The 16301-nt window shown below is 62.9% G+C and carries 13 protein-coding genes and 1 pseudogene; 2 read left to right on the top strand and 12 right to left on the bottom strand.

Translation table 11 applies throughout. The features are described 5' to 3' along the window. Positions 1-149: 149 nt before the first annotated feature. From SAZ10_RS29275 to gcvA, 9 genes and pseudogenes are all read right to left on the bottom strand, one after another. Positions 150-773, bottom strand: a pseudogene (locus SAZ10_RS29275) (HAD family hydrolase); the annotation flags it as partial. Between the two features lie 3 nt (positions 774-776). Further along, positions 777-1568 carry an SDR family NAD(P)-dependent oxidoreductase gene (locus tag SAZ10_RS29270; protein ID WP_318612986.1) on the bottom strand — a complete coding sequence of 264 codons (792 nt, stop codon included), beginning with the start codon at positions 1566-1568 and terminating at the stop codon, positions 777-779. A gap of 174 nt (positions 1569-1742) precedes the next feature. Beyond that, positions 1743-3215: a mannitol dehydrogenase family protein gene (locus SAZ10_RS29265; RefSeq protein WP_318612985.1), complete on the bottom strand. Its 1473-nt coding sequence runs from the start codon at positions 3213-3215 to the stop codon at positions 1743-1745. 191 nt (positions 3216-3406) lie between these two features. After that, positions 3407-4405, bottom strand: coding sequence for an ABC transporter ATP-binding protein (locus SAZ10_RS29260; RefSeq protein WP_318612984.1), 999 nt, complete (start codon positions 4403-4405; stop codon positions 3407-3409). 16 nt (positions 4406-4421) lie between these two features. Further along, complete coding sequence (locus tag SAZ10_RS29255) at positions 4422-5252, bottom strand: carbohydrate ABC transporter permease (RefSeq protein ID WP_318612983.1); 831 nt, start codon at positions 5250-5252, stop codon at positions 4422-4424. Between the two features lie 2 nt (positions 5253-5254). After that, positions 5255-6127, bottom strand: coding sequence for a sugar ABC transporter permease (locus SAZ10_RS29250; protein WP_318612982.1), 873 nt, complete (start codon positions 6125-6127; stop codon positions 5255-5257). Between the two features lie 331 nt (positions 6128-6458). After that, positions 6459-7769: a sugar ABC transporter substrate-binding protein gene (locus tag SAZ10_RS29245; protein ID WP_318612981.1), complete on the bottom strand. Its 1311-nt coding sequence runs from the start codon at positions 7767-7769 to the stop codon at positions 6459-6461. Positions 7770-7902: 133 nt separating this feature from the next. Next, positions 7903-8754 (bottom strand): metal-dependent phosphohydrolase, encoded by an 852-nt coding sequence (locus tag SAZ10_RS29240; RefSeq protein WP_318612980.1) that lies wholly within the window; start codon positions 8752-8754, stop codon positions 7903-7905. Between the two features lie 107 nt (positions 8755-8861). Next, positions 8862-9764: a transcriptional regulator GcvA gene (gene gcvA / locus SAZ10_RS29235; RefSeq protein WP_318612979.1), complete on the bottom strand. Its 903-nt coding sequence runs from the start codon at positions 9762-9764 to the stop codon at positions 8862-8864. Positions 9765-9868: 104 nt separating this feature from the next. Between gcvA and SAZ10_RS29230 the strand changes: the two genes are divergently transcribed. Continuing rightward, positions 9869-10057 carry a hypothetical protein gene (locus tag SAZ10_RS29230; protein ID WP_412535319.1) on the top strand — a complete coding sequence of 63 codons (189 nt, stop codon included), beginning with the start codon at positions 9869-9871 and terminating at the stop codon, positions 10055-10057. A gap of 25 nt (positions 10058-10082) precedes the next feature. On the opposite strand, the gene SAZ10_RS29225 is transcribed toward SAZ10_RS29230, so the two are convergent. The 3 genes from SAZ10_RS29225 to SAZ10_RS29215 form a co-directional block, all read right to left on the bottom strand. Next, positions 10083-11042: a sugar-binding transcriptional regulator gene (locus SAZ10_RS29225; RefSeq protein ID WP_318612978.1), complete on the bottom strand. Its 960-nt coding sequence runs from the start codon at positions 11040-11042 to the stop codon at positions 10083-10085. Positions 11043-11317: 275 nt separating this feature from the next. After that, positions 11318-12643: an HlyD family type I secretion periplasmic adaptor subunit gene (locus tag SAZ10_RS29220; protein ID WP_318612977.1), complete on the bottom strand. Its 1326-nt coding sequence runs from the start codon at positions 12641-12643 to the stop codon at positions 11318-11320. A 14-nt stretch (positions 12644-12657) separates the two neighbouring features. Then, a complete protein-coding gene (locus tag SAZ10_RS29215; protein ID WP_318612976.1) occupies positions 12658-14427 on the bottom strand; it encodes a type I secretion system permease/ATPase in 1770 nt (589 codons plus the stop codon). A 787-nt stretch (positions 14428-15214) separates the two neighbouring features. Here SAZ10_RS29215 and speB point away from each other — a divergent pair. Further along, positions 15215-16273, top strand: a complete 1059-nt coding sequence (gene speB / locus SAZ10_RS29210) for an agmatinase (protein WP_318612975.1) — start codon at positions 15215-15217, stop codon at positions 16271-16273. The last annotated feature ends 28 nt before the right edge of the window (positions 16274-16301 follow it).

The following is a 16301-nucleotide window of genomic DNA, read 5'->3' as shown; positions in this document are numbered from 1 at the left end:
GGTCCCCCTCCCCCGCTTCGCAGGGAAGGATCCGAGGCCGCGGCCGGCCCCAACGTGGATCCTCCCCCGTTTACGGGGGAGGGGGACCACGCGAAGCGTGGTGGAGGGGGCCCCGACGCTTCCAGCAGCTTCGGCAGCTGCCGCATGTCGTCGAAGATGAGGTCCGGCTGCATCGTGCTCAATGTCGCAAACAGTCCGGCGCGGAGAGCATGCGAACCGCCGACGAAGCCGAAGACGCGCATGCCGGCCGCCTTGGCAGCCATGATCCCTGCCGGACTGTCCTCGATCACTATGCAGTCCGCCGGCGCGACACCCATGTCGCGCGCCGCATGTAGGAAGAGGTCCGGCGCCGGCTTGCCGCGCGTGACCATGGAGGCACTGTAGATATGCGGCTCCAGCAGCTCGCGCAGGCCTGTCAACTCCAGCGACAGCCTGATGCGTTCGAGCTGGCTCGACGAGGCAACCGCGCGCTTGCCGGTGAGGCGGGTGAGCGCGTCGCGAATGCCCGGGATCGGCTTCAGCTCCTGCCGGAAGCGGTGGTTGACCGCCGCGCGCATTCGCTCCAGATGGCCGTCGCCGAAGGCGAGGCCGAACTCCTCGCGCAACAGCCCGCTGATCGTCGCCATGGAGCGGCCGAGAAAGCGCTCATAGGCGACCGCCTCCGTGACCGTGCCGCCGGCTTCGGCAATGACCGCGAGCAGCACCTCGATCGAGATCGGCTCGCTGTCCACCAGCACGCCGTCGCAATCGAAAATGACGAGTTGCGGCGGCACCTTCTAAACGGTTCTCAGCATGCCGCCGTCGACATGGTAGGTCGAGCCGACGGAGTAGCTGGCGCGATCGGAGCACAGGAACACGAAGAAGTTCGCCAGCTCCTCGACCGTGCCGAAGCGCTTGATCGGCGCATGCTCGTCGGCGACGGACTGCAGATAGGCCTGGTAATCGCCGCCGCTCTCGGCGGTGAGCTGTTTGGCGGTCTTCACCCAGTCGGGCGTCAGGATAAGCCCGGGATTGACGGTGTTGACGCGGATGTTGTCCTTGATCACCTCGTTGGCGAGATTTTTGGAGAACATCAGCAGCGCAGCCTTGGTGACGTTGTAGATCGGCTCGTACCAGAGCGGCTGCACCGCACAGATCGAAGCGTTGTGGAGAATGGCGCCGCCACCGCGCGCCTTCATCATCGGCACGAAACCGCGCGCCAGACGGACCGCGGCCATGACGTGCAGTTCCCAATAGGCCTGCCACTTCTCGTCGGGAGCCTCCATGATCGTCTCGTTGGAACCCGTGCCGGCGTTGTTGATGAGGATATCGGCGCCCCCGAACTCCTTCTTTACCTGAGCGACGAGCGCATCGGCTCCTTCCACTGTCGCCACGTCGCAGGCAACGGCCACGGCGCGCACGCCGAATTCCTTGGCGATGCGGCTTGCTTCAGCCTCGAGCCTGTCGCGGCCGCGCGCCGCCATCACGACATGCGCGCCCTCGCGCGCGAAGGCTTCAGCGACGCCGAGCCCGATGCCGACGCTTGCGCCCGTGATTGCGGCCACCTTGCCGCCCAGTCCGAGGTCCATGGTCACTCCGCTGAAAAGACGGCGAGAGGCTATAGGGGAGGAGGGCAATAGGGCAATAGGGCAGTAGGGCAATAAGGGAGCGGATCCGCCCGTGGCGAGGTCGGCAATTTCACGTTGTCTAACCCCTATTGCCCTATTGCCTTATTGCCCTATTGCCCTGCTGCGTGGAGCTAATCAGCCCTCGAGATAGCGGCTCAGCACCTCTCGTGTGCCTTCTTCCCACAAAGCCTTGAGATGCTTGCCGAAGGCGGCTGCGAAAACGGGCGATCTGCCGACCTCGCCATAGATGTCCTCCATGCCGAGCCAGGCGGAGGGATCGTGCTTGGCGGCCTTTGCCGTCGCCTGCATGCGATCCCAGTTCGGGTCGTTCGGCGCGATCTCCGCGCCGGAATCGGTAGTACCGAAGCAGTAGCGGCACCAGAGTGCGGATTCGAGCGCCAGCCCGTCGATCCCCTGCCCTGCCTTGAGCCGGTCGGCAATCGTTGGAATGATGAATTTTGGCTGGCGGTTGGAGCCGTCGAGACAGAGCCGCCGCACGGTGTCGCCGATCTTCGGATTGGAGAAACGCCGCTCTGTCAGCGCGCGGTATTCTTCCAGCACGACGCCGGGGACGGGCGGCACAGCCGGGATGATCTCCTCCCGCTCCACCTTCAGGAGGAAGGCCCTGATCAGCGGCTCCTCCATGGCCTCATGCACGAAATGGATGTCCATCAGCCCGGCCGGATAGGCGAGCACCGCGTGTCCCCCGTTGAGGATGCGGATCTTCATCAGTTCGAAAGGCGAGACGTCGTCGACGAATTCGACGCCGACCTGTTCGAAAGCCGGACGGCCGGCCGGGAAATTGTCCTCGATCACCCATTGCCGGAACGGCTCGCAGAAGACGGGCCAATTGTCCTCGACGCCGAACTGATCCTTGAGCACCTGCCGCTCGCGCTCGGTGGTGGCCGGCGTGATGCGATCCACCATGCCGTTCGGAAAGGCTACGTTTCCGTTCACCCAGTCGGCAAGGCCCGGATCGACCAGCGACGCCAATCCGGCGACCGCATCTCTTGCGACATGGCCGTTATGGGGGATGTTGTCGCAGGACATGACCGTGAAGGGCGGCGTGCCGGCCGCACGGCGGCGCGTCAGTCCGGCAAGGATCAGCCCGAACACGGTCTTGGGGTTTGCCATGTTCGCGGCGTCGGCCGTGATGTCCGGATGCCCAGGGTTGAAGACCCCGGAAGCCGGGTCGATGTAGTAGCCGCCCTCGGTGATGGTAAGCGAGACGATGCGGATCGCCGGGTCCGCCAGTCTGTCGATAATCGGCGTCGTCTCGCCGGGTGTCAGATAGTCGATCATGCCGCCGGTGACGCGGGCGGACATGTGGCCGCTGTCCTGCTCAACCACGGTCGTCAGCCAGTCCTGCGCCTCGAGCCTAGTACGGGCGGCGACATCCGAGGGCAGCACCCCTGCCCCGACGATCGCCCAGTCATGGTCGCGCCCGGCATTGAGCAGGTCGTCGAGATAGACCCCCTGGTGCGCGCGATGGAAGTTGCCCACGCCGAAATGCAGGATGCCGGGGGTCAGCTTGCTGCGGTCATAGCGTGGAGCCGCGACGTTGGAGGGAAGCTGGCCAAGATTGGCGGATGAGAGTTTGACGGTCATTGGCTCTTTCTTCTTTTTTGCGCTTCGGGGCCGCTGCGGCGGGATTAGCGTTCTTCTCCCCGTTTCCGGGGAGAAGGTGCCGGCAGGCGGATGAGGGGCAGCGCCAACCTGTCAGAGTCGGCGTCGCCCCTCATCCGGCCCTTCGGGCCACCTTCTCCCCGTAAACGGGGAGAAGGAAGGTTGGCGCCCCCTTACATCACCCTGCCCTCGGCATTGAAGCGGTGCAGCTTTGCCTGGTCCGGGCTGAGATAGATCGTTTCGCCGTGCTCGACCGCGATGTCGCCGTCGGCGCGCACCGTGACCTGCCCGACGCCCTCCGTGTTGACATGCAGGAACGTGTCGGCGCCGAGATGCTCCGAGACGCTCACGGTGCCCTTCCAGTCGCCGCCGCTCTTGGAGATGTTGATGTGTTCCGGCCTGATGCCGATCGTCGCGGCATTGGCACGCGAGGCGGGATTGCCTGAGATCAGGTTCATCTTCGGGGAGCCGATGAAGCCAGCCACAAACAGGTTCTGCGGGTTGCGGTAGAGCTCGAGCGGCGTGCCGACCTGCTCGATGTTGCCGGCGTTCAGCACGACGATCTTGTCGGCCATTGTCATAGCTTCCACCTGGTCGTGGGTGACGTAGATCATCGTCGTGTTGAGCTGGTGGTGCAGTTCGCTGATCTCGAGCCGCATCGTGCCGCGAAGCGCCGCGTCGAGGTTCGACAGCGGCTCGTCGAACAGGAAAGCCTTGGGCTGGCGCACGATCGCACGTCCTATCGCAACGCGCTGTCGCTGACCGCCCGACAGCTGACCCGGCCGGCGGTCGAGATAGGCGGTGAGGTTCAGGACGCGCGCGGCGTCGTTCACCTTCTTATCGATGACGGCCTTGTCCTCGCCAGACATCTTGAGCGGAAAGGCGATGTTGTTCCTGACGCTCATATGCGGATAGAGCGCGTAGGACTGGAACACCATGGCGAGCCCGCGCTTGGCGGGCGCCTCCTTGGTGACGTCCTTGCCATCGATGAAGATCGTGCCGCCGCTGACGTCTTCCAGCCCGGCGATCAGCCTCAGCAGGGTCGACTTGCCGCAGCCCGACGGGCCGACGAAGACGACGAACTCGGCATCCGCGATGTCGAGGTCGATCCGCGGAATGATGGTCGACGAGCCGAACGACTTCGAGACCTTGTGGAGCGTGATATTTCCCATTTTTTCCTCCCGCGACCTATTTGACCGCGCCGAACGTCAGCCCGCGCACCAGCTGGCGCTGCGAGAACCAGCCCATGATCAGAATCGGCGCGATGGCGAGCGTGGACGCCGCCGAAAGCTTCGCCCAGAACAGCCCCTCCGGGCTCGAATAGGATGCGATGAAGGCCGTCAGCGGGGCTGCTTTCGAGGCCGTGAGGTTGAGGGTCCAGAATGCCTCGTTCCAGGCCAGTATGATGTTCAAGAGCATCGTCGAGGCGATGCCGGGCACCGCCATCGGGGTAAGGACATAGATCACCTCCTTGAGGAGCGAGGCGCCGTCCATGCGCGCCGCTTCCAGAATCTCGCCCGGTATCTCGCGGAAGTAGGTGTAGAGCATCCAGACGATGATCGGCAGGTTGATCAGGGTGAGCACGCCGGTCAGCCCGATGCGCGTGTCGAGCAGGCCGCTGTTGCGGAAGATCAGGTACATCGGCACCAGCACGCCAACCGGCGGCAGCATCTTTGTGGAGAGCATCCACATCAGCACGTCCTTGGTGCGCTTGGTCGGAGAGAAGGCCATGGACCAGGCTGCCGGAACGGCGATGAGTAGCGCAATCAGCGTCGAGCCAACCGAGATCACCACCGAGTTGATGAAGTGGCTGAAATAATCGGAACGCTGCTGCACCTCGACATAGTTCTCGAACGTCCAGTTGAAGAACAGGAAATAGGGCGGAGAAGCGATCGCGTCGCCTTCCGTCTTGAAGCTGGTGAGGAAGGTCCAGAGGATCGGAAAGAAGATCAGCAGCCCGACCAGCCAGCCGACCACCGTGAAAGTGACTTTCCTTTGCGTGGTGACAGCGCGTGCCATGGCTATTTGTCCAGGTTCTTGCCGATGAGGCGGATCAGAAAGAAAGCGACTATGTTGGCGAGCACCACCGCGACGATGCCGCCCGCCGACGCGCCGCCTACGTCGAACTGAAGCAGCGCCTGCACATAGACGAGAAAAGTGAGGTTCGTGCTCTGTATGCCGGGGCCGCCATTGGTGGTGACCAGTATCTCCGCGAAGACCGACAGCAGGAAGATCGTCTGGATCAGGATGACGACAGTGATCGCGCGGGAGAGGTGCGGCAGCGTGATGTAGAAGAAGCTCGACAGCGCGCCGGCGCCGTCCATCTCGGCGGCTTCCTTCTGCTCGCTGTCGAGCGACTGCAGCGCGGTGAGCAGGATCAGTGTCGAGAAGGGCAGCCACTGCCAGGCGACGATGATCGTGATCGACAAAAGCGGATAATTGGCGAGCCAGTCGACCGGCTGCAGCCCGAGCCCATGGGCAATCACGGCGAAGAGCCCATAGACCGGGTTCATGAACATGTTCTTCCACACCAGCGCCGAGACGGTCGGCATGACGAAGAAGGGGGCGATCACCAGCAGCCGGACGATGCCCTGCCCGTAGAAGGGCTGGTCGAGAAGGGTGGCGAGGGCGATGCCACCGATCACGGTGATTATGAGGACGCCGCCGACCAGGAGAAGCGTATTGAGGATCGCGGTGCCGAAGGCCGGGTCGGTGAGGAAGTAGTAGTAGTTGTCGAAGCCGGCCCATTCCTCCGTTCCCGGCATCAGGAGATTGTAGCGCAGGAACGAGAAGTAGACGGTCATTGCCAGCGGCACGATCATCCAGATCAGGAGCAGGACGACGGCCGGCGCCATCATGAGACGTGCGCTCGCGCGCGTGTTCTCTGTCGCCATGGTGCTTCCTCCGGGCCCACAAGGGCCTTCATACCAACGGCCTGCCTCTCAACCCCTCATCCGACCTCGCTTCGCTCGGCCACCTTCTCCCACAAGGGGAAGAAGGGGGAGTTTGGCATTCAGCCCACCGCCAATCGCCTACGTTTGAGATCGGCAGGAACCACCGGAGCAGCGCATCCCCTTCTCCCCTTGTGGGAGAAGGTGGCTCGGCGCTTGCGCCGAGACGGATGAGGGGTACGCGACGCGCCACAACCTCGAATATTGACTCGTTGCCGAAAAAAATCCGGGGCCGACTCCACTGGGAGAAGAGCACGGCCCCGGTCCGGGAGGATCACTTCGGATAGCCGGCCTTCCTCATCTCGCGCTCGGTGAGCTGCTGCGCGCTGGCCAGCGCCTGCTCGACAGGCATCTGGCCGGCGAGCGCTGCCGAGAACACCTGGCCGACGGCGGTGCCGATACCCTGGAACTCGGGGATTGCCACGAATTGCACGCCGACATAGGGTACCGGCTTCACAGTCGGCTTTGTCGGGTCGGCCGAGTTGATCGAATCAAGCGTCACCTTCGCGAAGGGCGCGGCCTTCAGATACTCTGGATTGCTGTAGAGCGAAGTGCGCGTTCCGGGCGGAACATTGGCCCAGCCCTCCTTTGAGGCGACCAGATTGGTATACTCCTTGCTGGTTGCCCAGGCGATGAACTTCTCGGCCGCCTCCGTCTTCTGACTGCCTGCCGGGATGCCGAGCGACCAGGCCCAAAGCCAGTTGCCGCGCTTGCCGAGCCCGGCATCGGGCGCAAGCGCGAAGCCGACCTTATCGGCGACCTTGGATTGCTTCGGGTCACTGATGAAGGAGGCCGCGACCGTCGCGTCGATCCAAATGCCGCATTTGCCGGTCTGGAACAGCGCCAGATTCTCATTGAAGCCGTTCGAAGAGGCTCCGGGCGGGCCGGCGTCCTTCATCAGGCTCACATAGAAGTCGAGCGCCTTCTTCCACTCGGGCTGGTCGAACTGCGGCTTCCAGTTCTCGTCGAACCAGCGCGCGCCGAACGAATTGGCCATCGCAGTGAGGAAGGCCATGTTCTCGCCCCAGCCTGCCTTGCCGCGCAGGCAAATGCCGTAGGTCCCGGAGCTCTTGTCGTTGATCTTGCGGGCGGCCTCGCCGATGAACTCCCAGGTCGGCGCTTCGGGCATCTTCAGCCCGGCCTTTTCGAACAGGTCCTTGCGGTACATCGTCATCGAACTCTCGCCGTAGAAGGGCGAGGCATAGAGCTTGCCGTTGACGGATAGGCCGCTGCGGATCGGCGGCAGCAGGTCGTTCTCGTCGAAGTCGGCGCCAAGATTGTCGAGCGGCACCAGCCAGCCGGCTTTCGCCCAGATCGGAACCTCGTAGGTGCCGATGGTCAGCACGTCATACTGGCCGCCCTTGGTGGCAATGTCGGTGGTGACCTTCTGGCGCAGCACGTTCTCTTCCATCGTCACCCACTCGATCTGGATATCGGGGTGCTTGGCAGTGAAGTCCTGCGTCAGCTTCTGCATGCGGATCATGTCGCCATTGTTGACGGTGGCGATTGTCAGCGTCTCGGCATGTGCGGCGAGCGTCAGCGCGCTGGCCGAGCATATGCCAAGTAAAAATGTGGCAAGTCTCATCGAACTCCTCCCGTGGCCAAAAGTGAGCATTTGCCTCTAGCATGAGCAATTACTCACTTCCGTAAAGGCAAGTCAATGCGGAATCGTCGCTGCGATGCAGCACGATTTGTTCAAAGCATTTCTCGTCTAGGCGCTAGTTTTCCACCTGTGGACCCGAGCTAAGGCGGCGATGCTCAGCCATGAAGACGTTTCCGTACAGATTGGCGACCCAACGTTTGCCCTCGACGGTCATGCTCAGGAAACGCAGTCCATCACCGATATAGGGCTCAACTGCCGCCCAGAAGAACTTTGGATAGCGCTCGACCAGGTCGGCCGGCGTGGATAGCCCCATCTTCTGCGCCATACCGGTTTCGTTGAACTCATGGAAAAGTGCATTCAGCTTGCTGGGGTAGTTGGGATCGGCCAGCTGACCAATGAGATCGGCTGCACGAACCAGGCCGGCCTCCGTGTCAGTTTCTTGGTAATCCTGATCGTCCGGAACCGGAAATCGGGTGAGTTCGATCGCACGTGCGATGCGGTCGCTGTCGAGCAGTCGGTGACCAGCAAATCGCTCGCGGACGGCGATCTTGCCGCGGGTAACATGATAGGGCGCGAGCACCGCATCGCTTGCACCACGGGGTAGCTGAAAGCGCGTCCCACTCTCATCGATGACCACGCTGCCGGTTTCGTCGCCGCTGCAAGCGCCACGCACGAAGCCGATGTCGTGACATAGCAGTGCAAAGATGAAGTTCACCCAATCAGCTGGCTCGAGCGATCGGAAGAGCATTCTCCCGCGAATAATTTCCTGACCGACTTCGGTGACGAGGATCGTGTGCTCGAAATCATGATAGAGCGCATCGCTGGAACTGATCCGCTCGATCAGAAGGCGTGCGCCGGCATCCAGAAGCGTCGCGTATTCCGGTGCTCGCTCGCCATAGTAGTGACGATAAGTATCGGCCAGCCGCCGACCGAAAGCTTCTGCCGCAAGGGTCGCCACATTCAACATAGCTCGATCGCTCGCAGCTACTTGGAATGTACTAAAGTCCTCCTTTCGAACATTCTACGCAAGAGCGTTGCACCCTACGGCCCGCAAACGGTGTGTCGACGGATGCGTCACTCCTTGCCGGCCGAGGCGGCGATTTCGGCAAGCAGCCATTCCCGGAACGCCCGGATCTTCGGCACGTTCCTGCGCCCTTCGGGATAGACCAGCCAATAGGCGTGGCCGTCATTGCCGAGGATGTCGAACGGCTGGATGAGACGGCCATCCGCGAGCTCGGCGGCAAACAGCGCGGGAGTGAGGATCGCGACGCCCTGGCCGGCCATTGCCGCACTCCCCTCGGACGCCTGCGAACCCATGCTGCTGCCGGGACGCTCAGCAAGATCATGCGCCTCTACGCCGGCCGCGGCGAACCATTGCATCCACCAAGGGTCGCGCGGACCGAGGATCGGCAGCCTGAGGATATCAGCCGGCTCGTTCACGCCGCCAGTGCTTTCGGCGAGCCTGGGGCTCATCATCGGCGTGAAGTCGGCGGGAATGAGCATATGGCTATCGAGGCCCGGCCAGCTGCCCCCGCCCGAGCGGATACCGACATCCACTTCCTCACGGGCGAAATCCACCAGCCGGCCCTCCGTTTCGAGCCGCACCGCGAGCGACGGATGCCTTATCTGGAAGGAACCGAGATGCCTGGCGAGCCAGTTCGACGCGAAGGTCTGGATCGAACTGATGCTCAGCGTGCGGTCCGCCGCGTTGCGCACGGCAGCATAGGCGTTGGCCAACAGCGTGAAGGCTTCCGTGACCGCCGGCGCGAGACGCTGGCCGGCTTCGGTCAGCACAATCTGCCGCGGTCGGCGCAAGAACAGAGGCAGGCCGACACGCTCTTCGAGCAGCTTGATCTGATAGCTCACGGCGGCCTGGGTCATGCCGAGCTCGGCCGCGGCCTTCGTGAAGCTCAGATGACGCGCCACGGATTCGAAGGCTCGGATCGCTGCGAGAGGAGGCAGGTTCAATGCCGGCATGCATAAGCCCAGTTAATGGATGCTACTCAACATTCAATTGGAAAACAACGCTTCCTGGCCGCATATAGCCTTCACCTTGATCAAAAAGGAACCCTCGGGTCAGCGTGAAGCCCATGTGGAATGCGAGCGCAACTCCAAACAAGCATGACGGGCTATTCCGCCTGATGATTGCGGTTCTGGCTACCCCTCTGCGGCCGCGGCGGCAATTCCTGGATATCCGCACGCTGCCGGACCACCTCAAGCGCGACATGGGATTCAAGGACGGCAACGGCCCGGCGGGAAGACGTTCGTAAGCGGATGCGGCCCTCTGGCCACGCCCTACTCCGAATCCAGCAACGCCGCGGCCGTATGTTCGTCGGTGATCAGCCCGTTGACGAGGCGGCGCGCGAGGGCAGCGCGCATGGCCGGCCGCTTGCGTTCTCCCATGGCGAGCGCAATTACCTGCGAACGCTCTCGAGACGGCAGGGGCGCGCTTGCGACGCGATCGTTGGTGATGCCCTCGATCAGCCTGCCGTCGCGGTCGAAGGCCCAGCCACAGATCTCACCGACCGCCCCGGCCTTCTGCAGCGCCTTGAGCTCGGCCTCACTGATGAAGCCATCGACGTAAAGGGGAGCGGCCGGACCGAGATCGCCGATGCCGACGAAGGTGATGTCGGCCTTTGCGGCGAGATCCAGCGTCTGCCTGATCATGGCCTGGCGATGCAGCATCTCGCGTTCCTCCGGCGAAGAGGCGATGACAGGCAGCGGCATCGGGAAACTGCGCGCCTTGATCGTGTCGGCCATGGTGAAGATGACGTTGTAGAAGGCGGCCGCTCCATCGGGCGAGATGTTGCCGGTCAAGGAGACGATGCGATGCTGCGGGCACTCCATCGGCGAAAGCTGCTCGATCGAAGCCTTCAGCGTGCGCCCGGTACCAATCGCCAGCACGATCGGGTCCGGCGATTTCAGCCAGCGCTCGATCTCGGCCGCGGCCGCTTCCGCCACGCCGATCGTGGTCGAGGTGTTGCCGGGATCGCTGGGCACGACCTCCACCCGGTCGAGCGAGAAGCGCGCGCGCAGGCGCTCTGCGAGTTCCATACACTCGGCGATCGGATGGTCGAGCCGGACCTTGATCAGGCCTTCCGAAACCGCCAGCGAGACGAGCCGTTGGGCGCTTTGCCGCGAGACGCCGAGCTTGACCGCGATCTGGTCCTGTGTATTTCCGGCGACATAGTAGAGCCAGCCTGCCCGCGCGGCCTCGTCATGTCTCGAGTTTCCGGTCTCCGCACGCGAAACCATTGGTTCTGGACCGCCTCACTCCCCAAAGCCGGCCCTAAAGGCTAGAAATGCCCAACCTGCTGCAGGATAGTTGACCGGTGCGGGCATCGGCTCGAACAACCGTATCTTGACAGGAGTTTTCCTGTTGAGCAACTGCTATTGTTTTGAGCAATTGCTCATATACTGGAGCGGCGTCTGTTCAAGAGAGATCCCTGCGCCGCTCCGCTTTTTTTGCGCATCGGATGCGTCCGAAAACCGCTATGCACTTTTCGCTGACACGGTCCCTCGGTCCGATGTTAGGTCTCCCGGAATGCGCGGCCGAACGAATCGAGCAGCGGTCGAACCAGATATTCGACAAAGGTGCGGTCGCCGGTTGCGATGAACGCCTCGACCGGCATGCCTGGATAGATCTGGTTTTGCGCCACTTCGGGTGGAAGGTCATCCGTAATCTTCAGGCGTGCCGTGTAATAGGGCTGGTTGGTAGCCTGATCCATCAGACGGTCGGCAGAGATGTAGGTGACTGTGCCCGGCACCTGGGGCGTGGTGCGCGCGTTGAGCGCGGAGAAATGCAGGCGCGCCGTCTGGCCGACCTTCAGGCTGTCGATGTCACGCGGGCTGACCCGCGCCTCGATGATGAGCTGGTCCGAGGTCGGCAACAGCTCCATGACCGGCTCGCCGGCGCGGACGACGCTCGATATAGAATTATGAGCGGAGCGCACGATGATGCCGTCGGCCGGAGCGCGGATCACGGTGCGATCGAGTACATTGCGTGCAGCGCGGGACTGCTCCTCGATATCGGCGATATTGGCGCGCTCCTTGTTGAGCTCGCCGACGGCATCCTCGACCCGTGACGTGGTCAACCGTTCGATCTCCTGGCGGGTCTCGATGATCTGGGTCGAGGAGCTCGCGATCTGCGACTGCAGCGCACCGGTCTGGCCGATCAGTTCAGCCTCCGCGCGCAGCAGATTGGTGTATTCCGAACGGTTTGTGAGGCCGTTCTCCAGGAGCTGCTTCTTGCGGTCGATTTCCTCGCGAACGATCTTCAGCTGGTCCTCGCTCGCCTTCTTCTGGGAGTCGAGGCCCTTGATCGCCTCGTCAAGCGCGGCGATGCGCTGGTTGAGGATCGCGTGCTCGGCGACATAGCGCGCGTGGCGCGCGTCGAACTCGACCTGCTGCTCCGCAACGACGTCAGGGAAGCCGTCGCCACGCGAGTCGAGCACGATATCCTTCGGAATGACGAGCTTGTCCTTGAGGTCGCGCTCGGCCTCGAGTCGCATCGTCTTGGCGCGCAACGCCGCGAGCTGCTTCAGGAGCCGGTTGAGCTGCGCCTCGGCCAGCGTCGGATCGAGCACCAGTAGCGGCTGGCCGGCCTTCACATGATCGCCCTCGCGAGCGCCGATCTCCTTGATGATCCCGCCTTCGAGATGCTGGATCATGACGTTCTGCCCTGCGGCAGCGACATAGCCGGACGCTATCGTCGCGCCGGCGAGCTGCGCGGTCGAGGCCCAAACCCCGAAGCCGCCAAGGCAGACGCCCATGAACAGGTAGCCGAACAGCGAGATCGGCCAGGTACGTGTGTCGACGGATTTCGTCCAGCGATGGATACGCGATTTGGTTGCCATGATTGTCCCCTGCCTCAGTTGGACTTGGCCCGCATGACCGCCGCGAAGGACGCAGAGGCCTGCGACGCCTCGCGCGGCTGCGGTTGAGGCGTGGCCGGCCTCGCCTGGACGCCCGCCGAGCCCTGCGAAAGTATCTGCAGGACATCCTGGGCTGGACCGAACATCTCGATCTGTCCTTCGCGCAGCATCAGGACACGGTCGCATTTGGCCGCGATCGACGGGCGGTGGGTGATCAGGATCACGGTAGTGCCGCGCTGCTTGGCGTTGAGGACCGCGCGCTCGAGGGCCTGTTCGCCTTCGGCATCGAGGTTGGCGTTGGGCTCGTCGAGCATCATCAGCTTCGGCGCGCCGTAGAACGCGCGGGCAAGGCCGATGCGCTGCCGTTCGCCGCCCGAAAGGCGAACGCCGGTCGCGCCTATCTGCGTGGCGTAGCCGTTCTTCTGGCTAAGCACGAGCCTGTGCGCTTCGGCGAACTCGGCCGCGCGCACGATCGCTGCATCGTCGGCATCCGGGTCGAAGCGCGAAATGTTCTCGGCAATCGTTCCGGGGAAGAGCTCGACCTCCTGGGAGAGATAGCCGATGTGGCAGCCAAGCTGGTCGGGATCGAAATTCTGGATATCCGCGCCGTCGAGACGGATGACCCCCGAATGCGGCTTGATTGCCCCGACGATCAGCCTTGCAAGCGTCGACTTGCCGGCCCGGCTCTGGCCGATGATGGCCACTGTTTCGCCCGGCTCGACACGGAAGCTGATCCTCTTGATGAGCGGCTCGGAAGAGCGGTCGGCATCCGGCGGGAAATAGACCAGCCCCTCGACCGATAGAGCGCCCTTGAGCTCGGGCAATTCGACAGTGTCCGTATTGGCCGCGACCGAGGCAGGATCGATGCTGCGCAGTCGCTTCCAGGCTCGGCCGGCATCCACAACCTGGCGCCAGCCGCCGATGATCTGGTCTAGCGGTTGCAGCGCACGCCCCGAAATGATCGACGACGCAAAGATCATGCCGGCCGTCATCTCGTTCTTGAGCACGAGGTAGGCGCCCGCGCACATGATGCCGTTCTGAAGGACCATGCGCAGCGTACGCGAGGCACCGCCATAGACCGCATTGCGACGCGATGCCCTTGCCGAGAGACTGAGCGACTCCGCGAATTTCTTTCCCCAGACCTCGATGACGTTGCCCACCATGCCGAGTGCTCGCACGGTCTCGTAGTTGCGGCCGAACGACTGCGCCATGTTCATCGACATCATCATGGACTCGGCGGCCTGCTGGCCCGGCTTGGCCGTCGCCTTCTGGTTGGCGAAGGCAACGCCGACCAGCACGACGGCGCCGATCAGCGTAACCAGGAACAGGACCGGATGGATGAGATAGATGAGCAGGATGAAGATCGGCGAAAACGGCATGTCGAACAGGAAGAACAACGCGCGCGAATTGACGAAGCTTCGGATTGTCGCCAGGTCGCGCAGCGGCTGCACGTCGCCGAAAGCCGCGCGAGGTCCGGCCATCGATGCCACGAAAGCGTCGGAGCCGATCTCCGTGTCCAGCCGGGCTGCGACCTTGTCGGCGTAATAGGATCGGATGATCTCGAGCATTCCGAGCACGAACAGCGCCGCGACGGCGAGCATCGTGATGTAGACCAGCGTGCTCATGCTCGCAGCAGGCAGAACCCGGTCGTAAATTTGCAGAAGGTACAGTGGCATCACCAGCAGCAACGCATTCGTCGCCGCAGAGAAGATGCCTATCTCAATCAGATTTTTTCCCAGATAGGGAAACCTGGATGCACTGGTCATGAATTCCCCGTTACAAAACTCGAACCCGCGTTGAGCAGGTTTGTTGCAATCGGCGTGTGATGAGAATTAACAGTTGCTAAATTGGAATCTTGACCAAAATTCGTAACAACCCGGTGTCGGTGCCCGCCTCGACCGGTTACGCAACGAAACAAATGCCTGAGGAGAGCGTTGCTCGGCTGGGCCCCGGCGAACCGACATTCGTCGCCCGGTTTCGCTTCCTCCGACACCGCTCGCGCCCCACGCGACAATAAGGTTTTCTGCGACATCTTTCCACACCAGACGAGAGGTTTCCGACAGGCACCGAGCTGAGGACCCCTCCCCTTAAGGGGAGGGGTGGTAGTGAGGAGCAGCCTGCGGCCCCTAACGGCATTCGAGGCTCAGGCTTACCTAGTTCGAGTTCTACCCCTGTGTGCCTTCCTGAAAGGGGGGAGGATCATCAGCGTCGCGGATTTTCCGTGTGCTAGGCCTAGCCAATTCGCCGGCCGCAGCCAGCCGAGATTCCAGTGGATTTTAGCGAAGATGAATATGAGGGCCGCAACGCTGGGTAGGCGGTTGGGCACGGGCAAAGAGGCTGAGGTCTTTGAATGGGGCGAAAATGTGTGCATCAGGTTGAGCGCCGCACGCAGATGCTCCACCCGGCTTGAGTCGAAAAGTCGGCGCAATACGCTTGCGTGCCGCCCGTCAGCTTGCCAGACTTCGTGCAATTCGAAGCTGCAGCCGGTCGAAACCGTATCGACGCGGGTAGCGCACCAACGGTCACCTGTCGACGAAGGGAACGGCAATTACGATGGCATGGGACAAGGAAAAGCTCACGGCGCTGCGCGCTAGATATTCAGACAATGCGGGTGGCGAGATCTTCGAACCGCGCTTTCGCAAGGTGGCCGACAAGATCTTCAGCAAGAGCGGCACGCGGCTTGCGCCCTATTCCGGCGTCCCGACCTTTCTCACCGCACCCTATCGGCCGGTCGACCCGGCCGAGCCCGATTTCGGCGACCTGCAGGTGGCGCTCGTCGGCGTGCCGATGGACCTCGGAGTGACCAACCGCCCCGGCTCCCGCTTCGGCCCGCGGGCGCTGCGCGCCATCGAACGCATCGGACCCTACAACCACGTGCTCGGCTGTGCGCCGACACATGAGCTGAGGGTCGCTGACATCGGCGACGTGCCCTTCGCCAGCCGCTATCGCCTGGAACAGAGCCACGACGACATCGAGCGCCATTTCAGCAGAATCGTCGCAGCCGGGGTGGTGCCGCTCTCGGTCGGCGGCGACCATTCGATCACCTATCCGATCCTCAAGGCGGTCGGCAAAGAGGCACCTGTCGGCCTGATCCATATCGATGCCCATTGCGATACGGGCGGCCCGTTCGACCAGACGAAATTCCACCACGGGGGTCCGTTCCGCAACGCGGTGCTCGATGGCGTGCTGGACCCAACCCGCACCATCCAGATCGGGATCCGCGGCGCGGCCGAATATCTGTGGGAGTTCTCTTATGATTCCGGCATGAGCGTGATCCATGCCGAGGAGGTGGAGACGCTGGGAATCCCGGCGATCATCGCCAAAGCACGCGAGGTGGTCGGCGAGGGCCCGACCTACATCTCCTTCGACATCGACAGCCTCGATCCGAGCTTTGCGCCGGGAACGGGCACGCCGGAAATCGGCGGGCTGACCACGCGCGAGGTGCTGGCGATCCTACATGGGCTGAAAGGCCTCAACATATGCGGCGGCGACGTCGTCGAGGTCGCGCCGCAATACGACGCAACAGCGAACACGGCGCATGCCGGAGCGCAGATACTGTTCGAGATCCTGAGCTTGATGGTGTTCAGCCCGTTCCTGCGGAAGAAGGGGTGACCTGTCGGCGGATAGCGAGTAGCCAATA

The organism is Mesorhizobium sp. BAC0120 (assembly GCF_033542235.1).
In the GTDB taxonomy this organism is placed as follows: Bacteria; Pseudomonadota; Alphaproteobacteria; order Rhizobiales; family Rhizobiaceae; genus JAWRCU01.
This window is presented reverse-complemented; position numbering and strand designations above follow the sequence as displayed.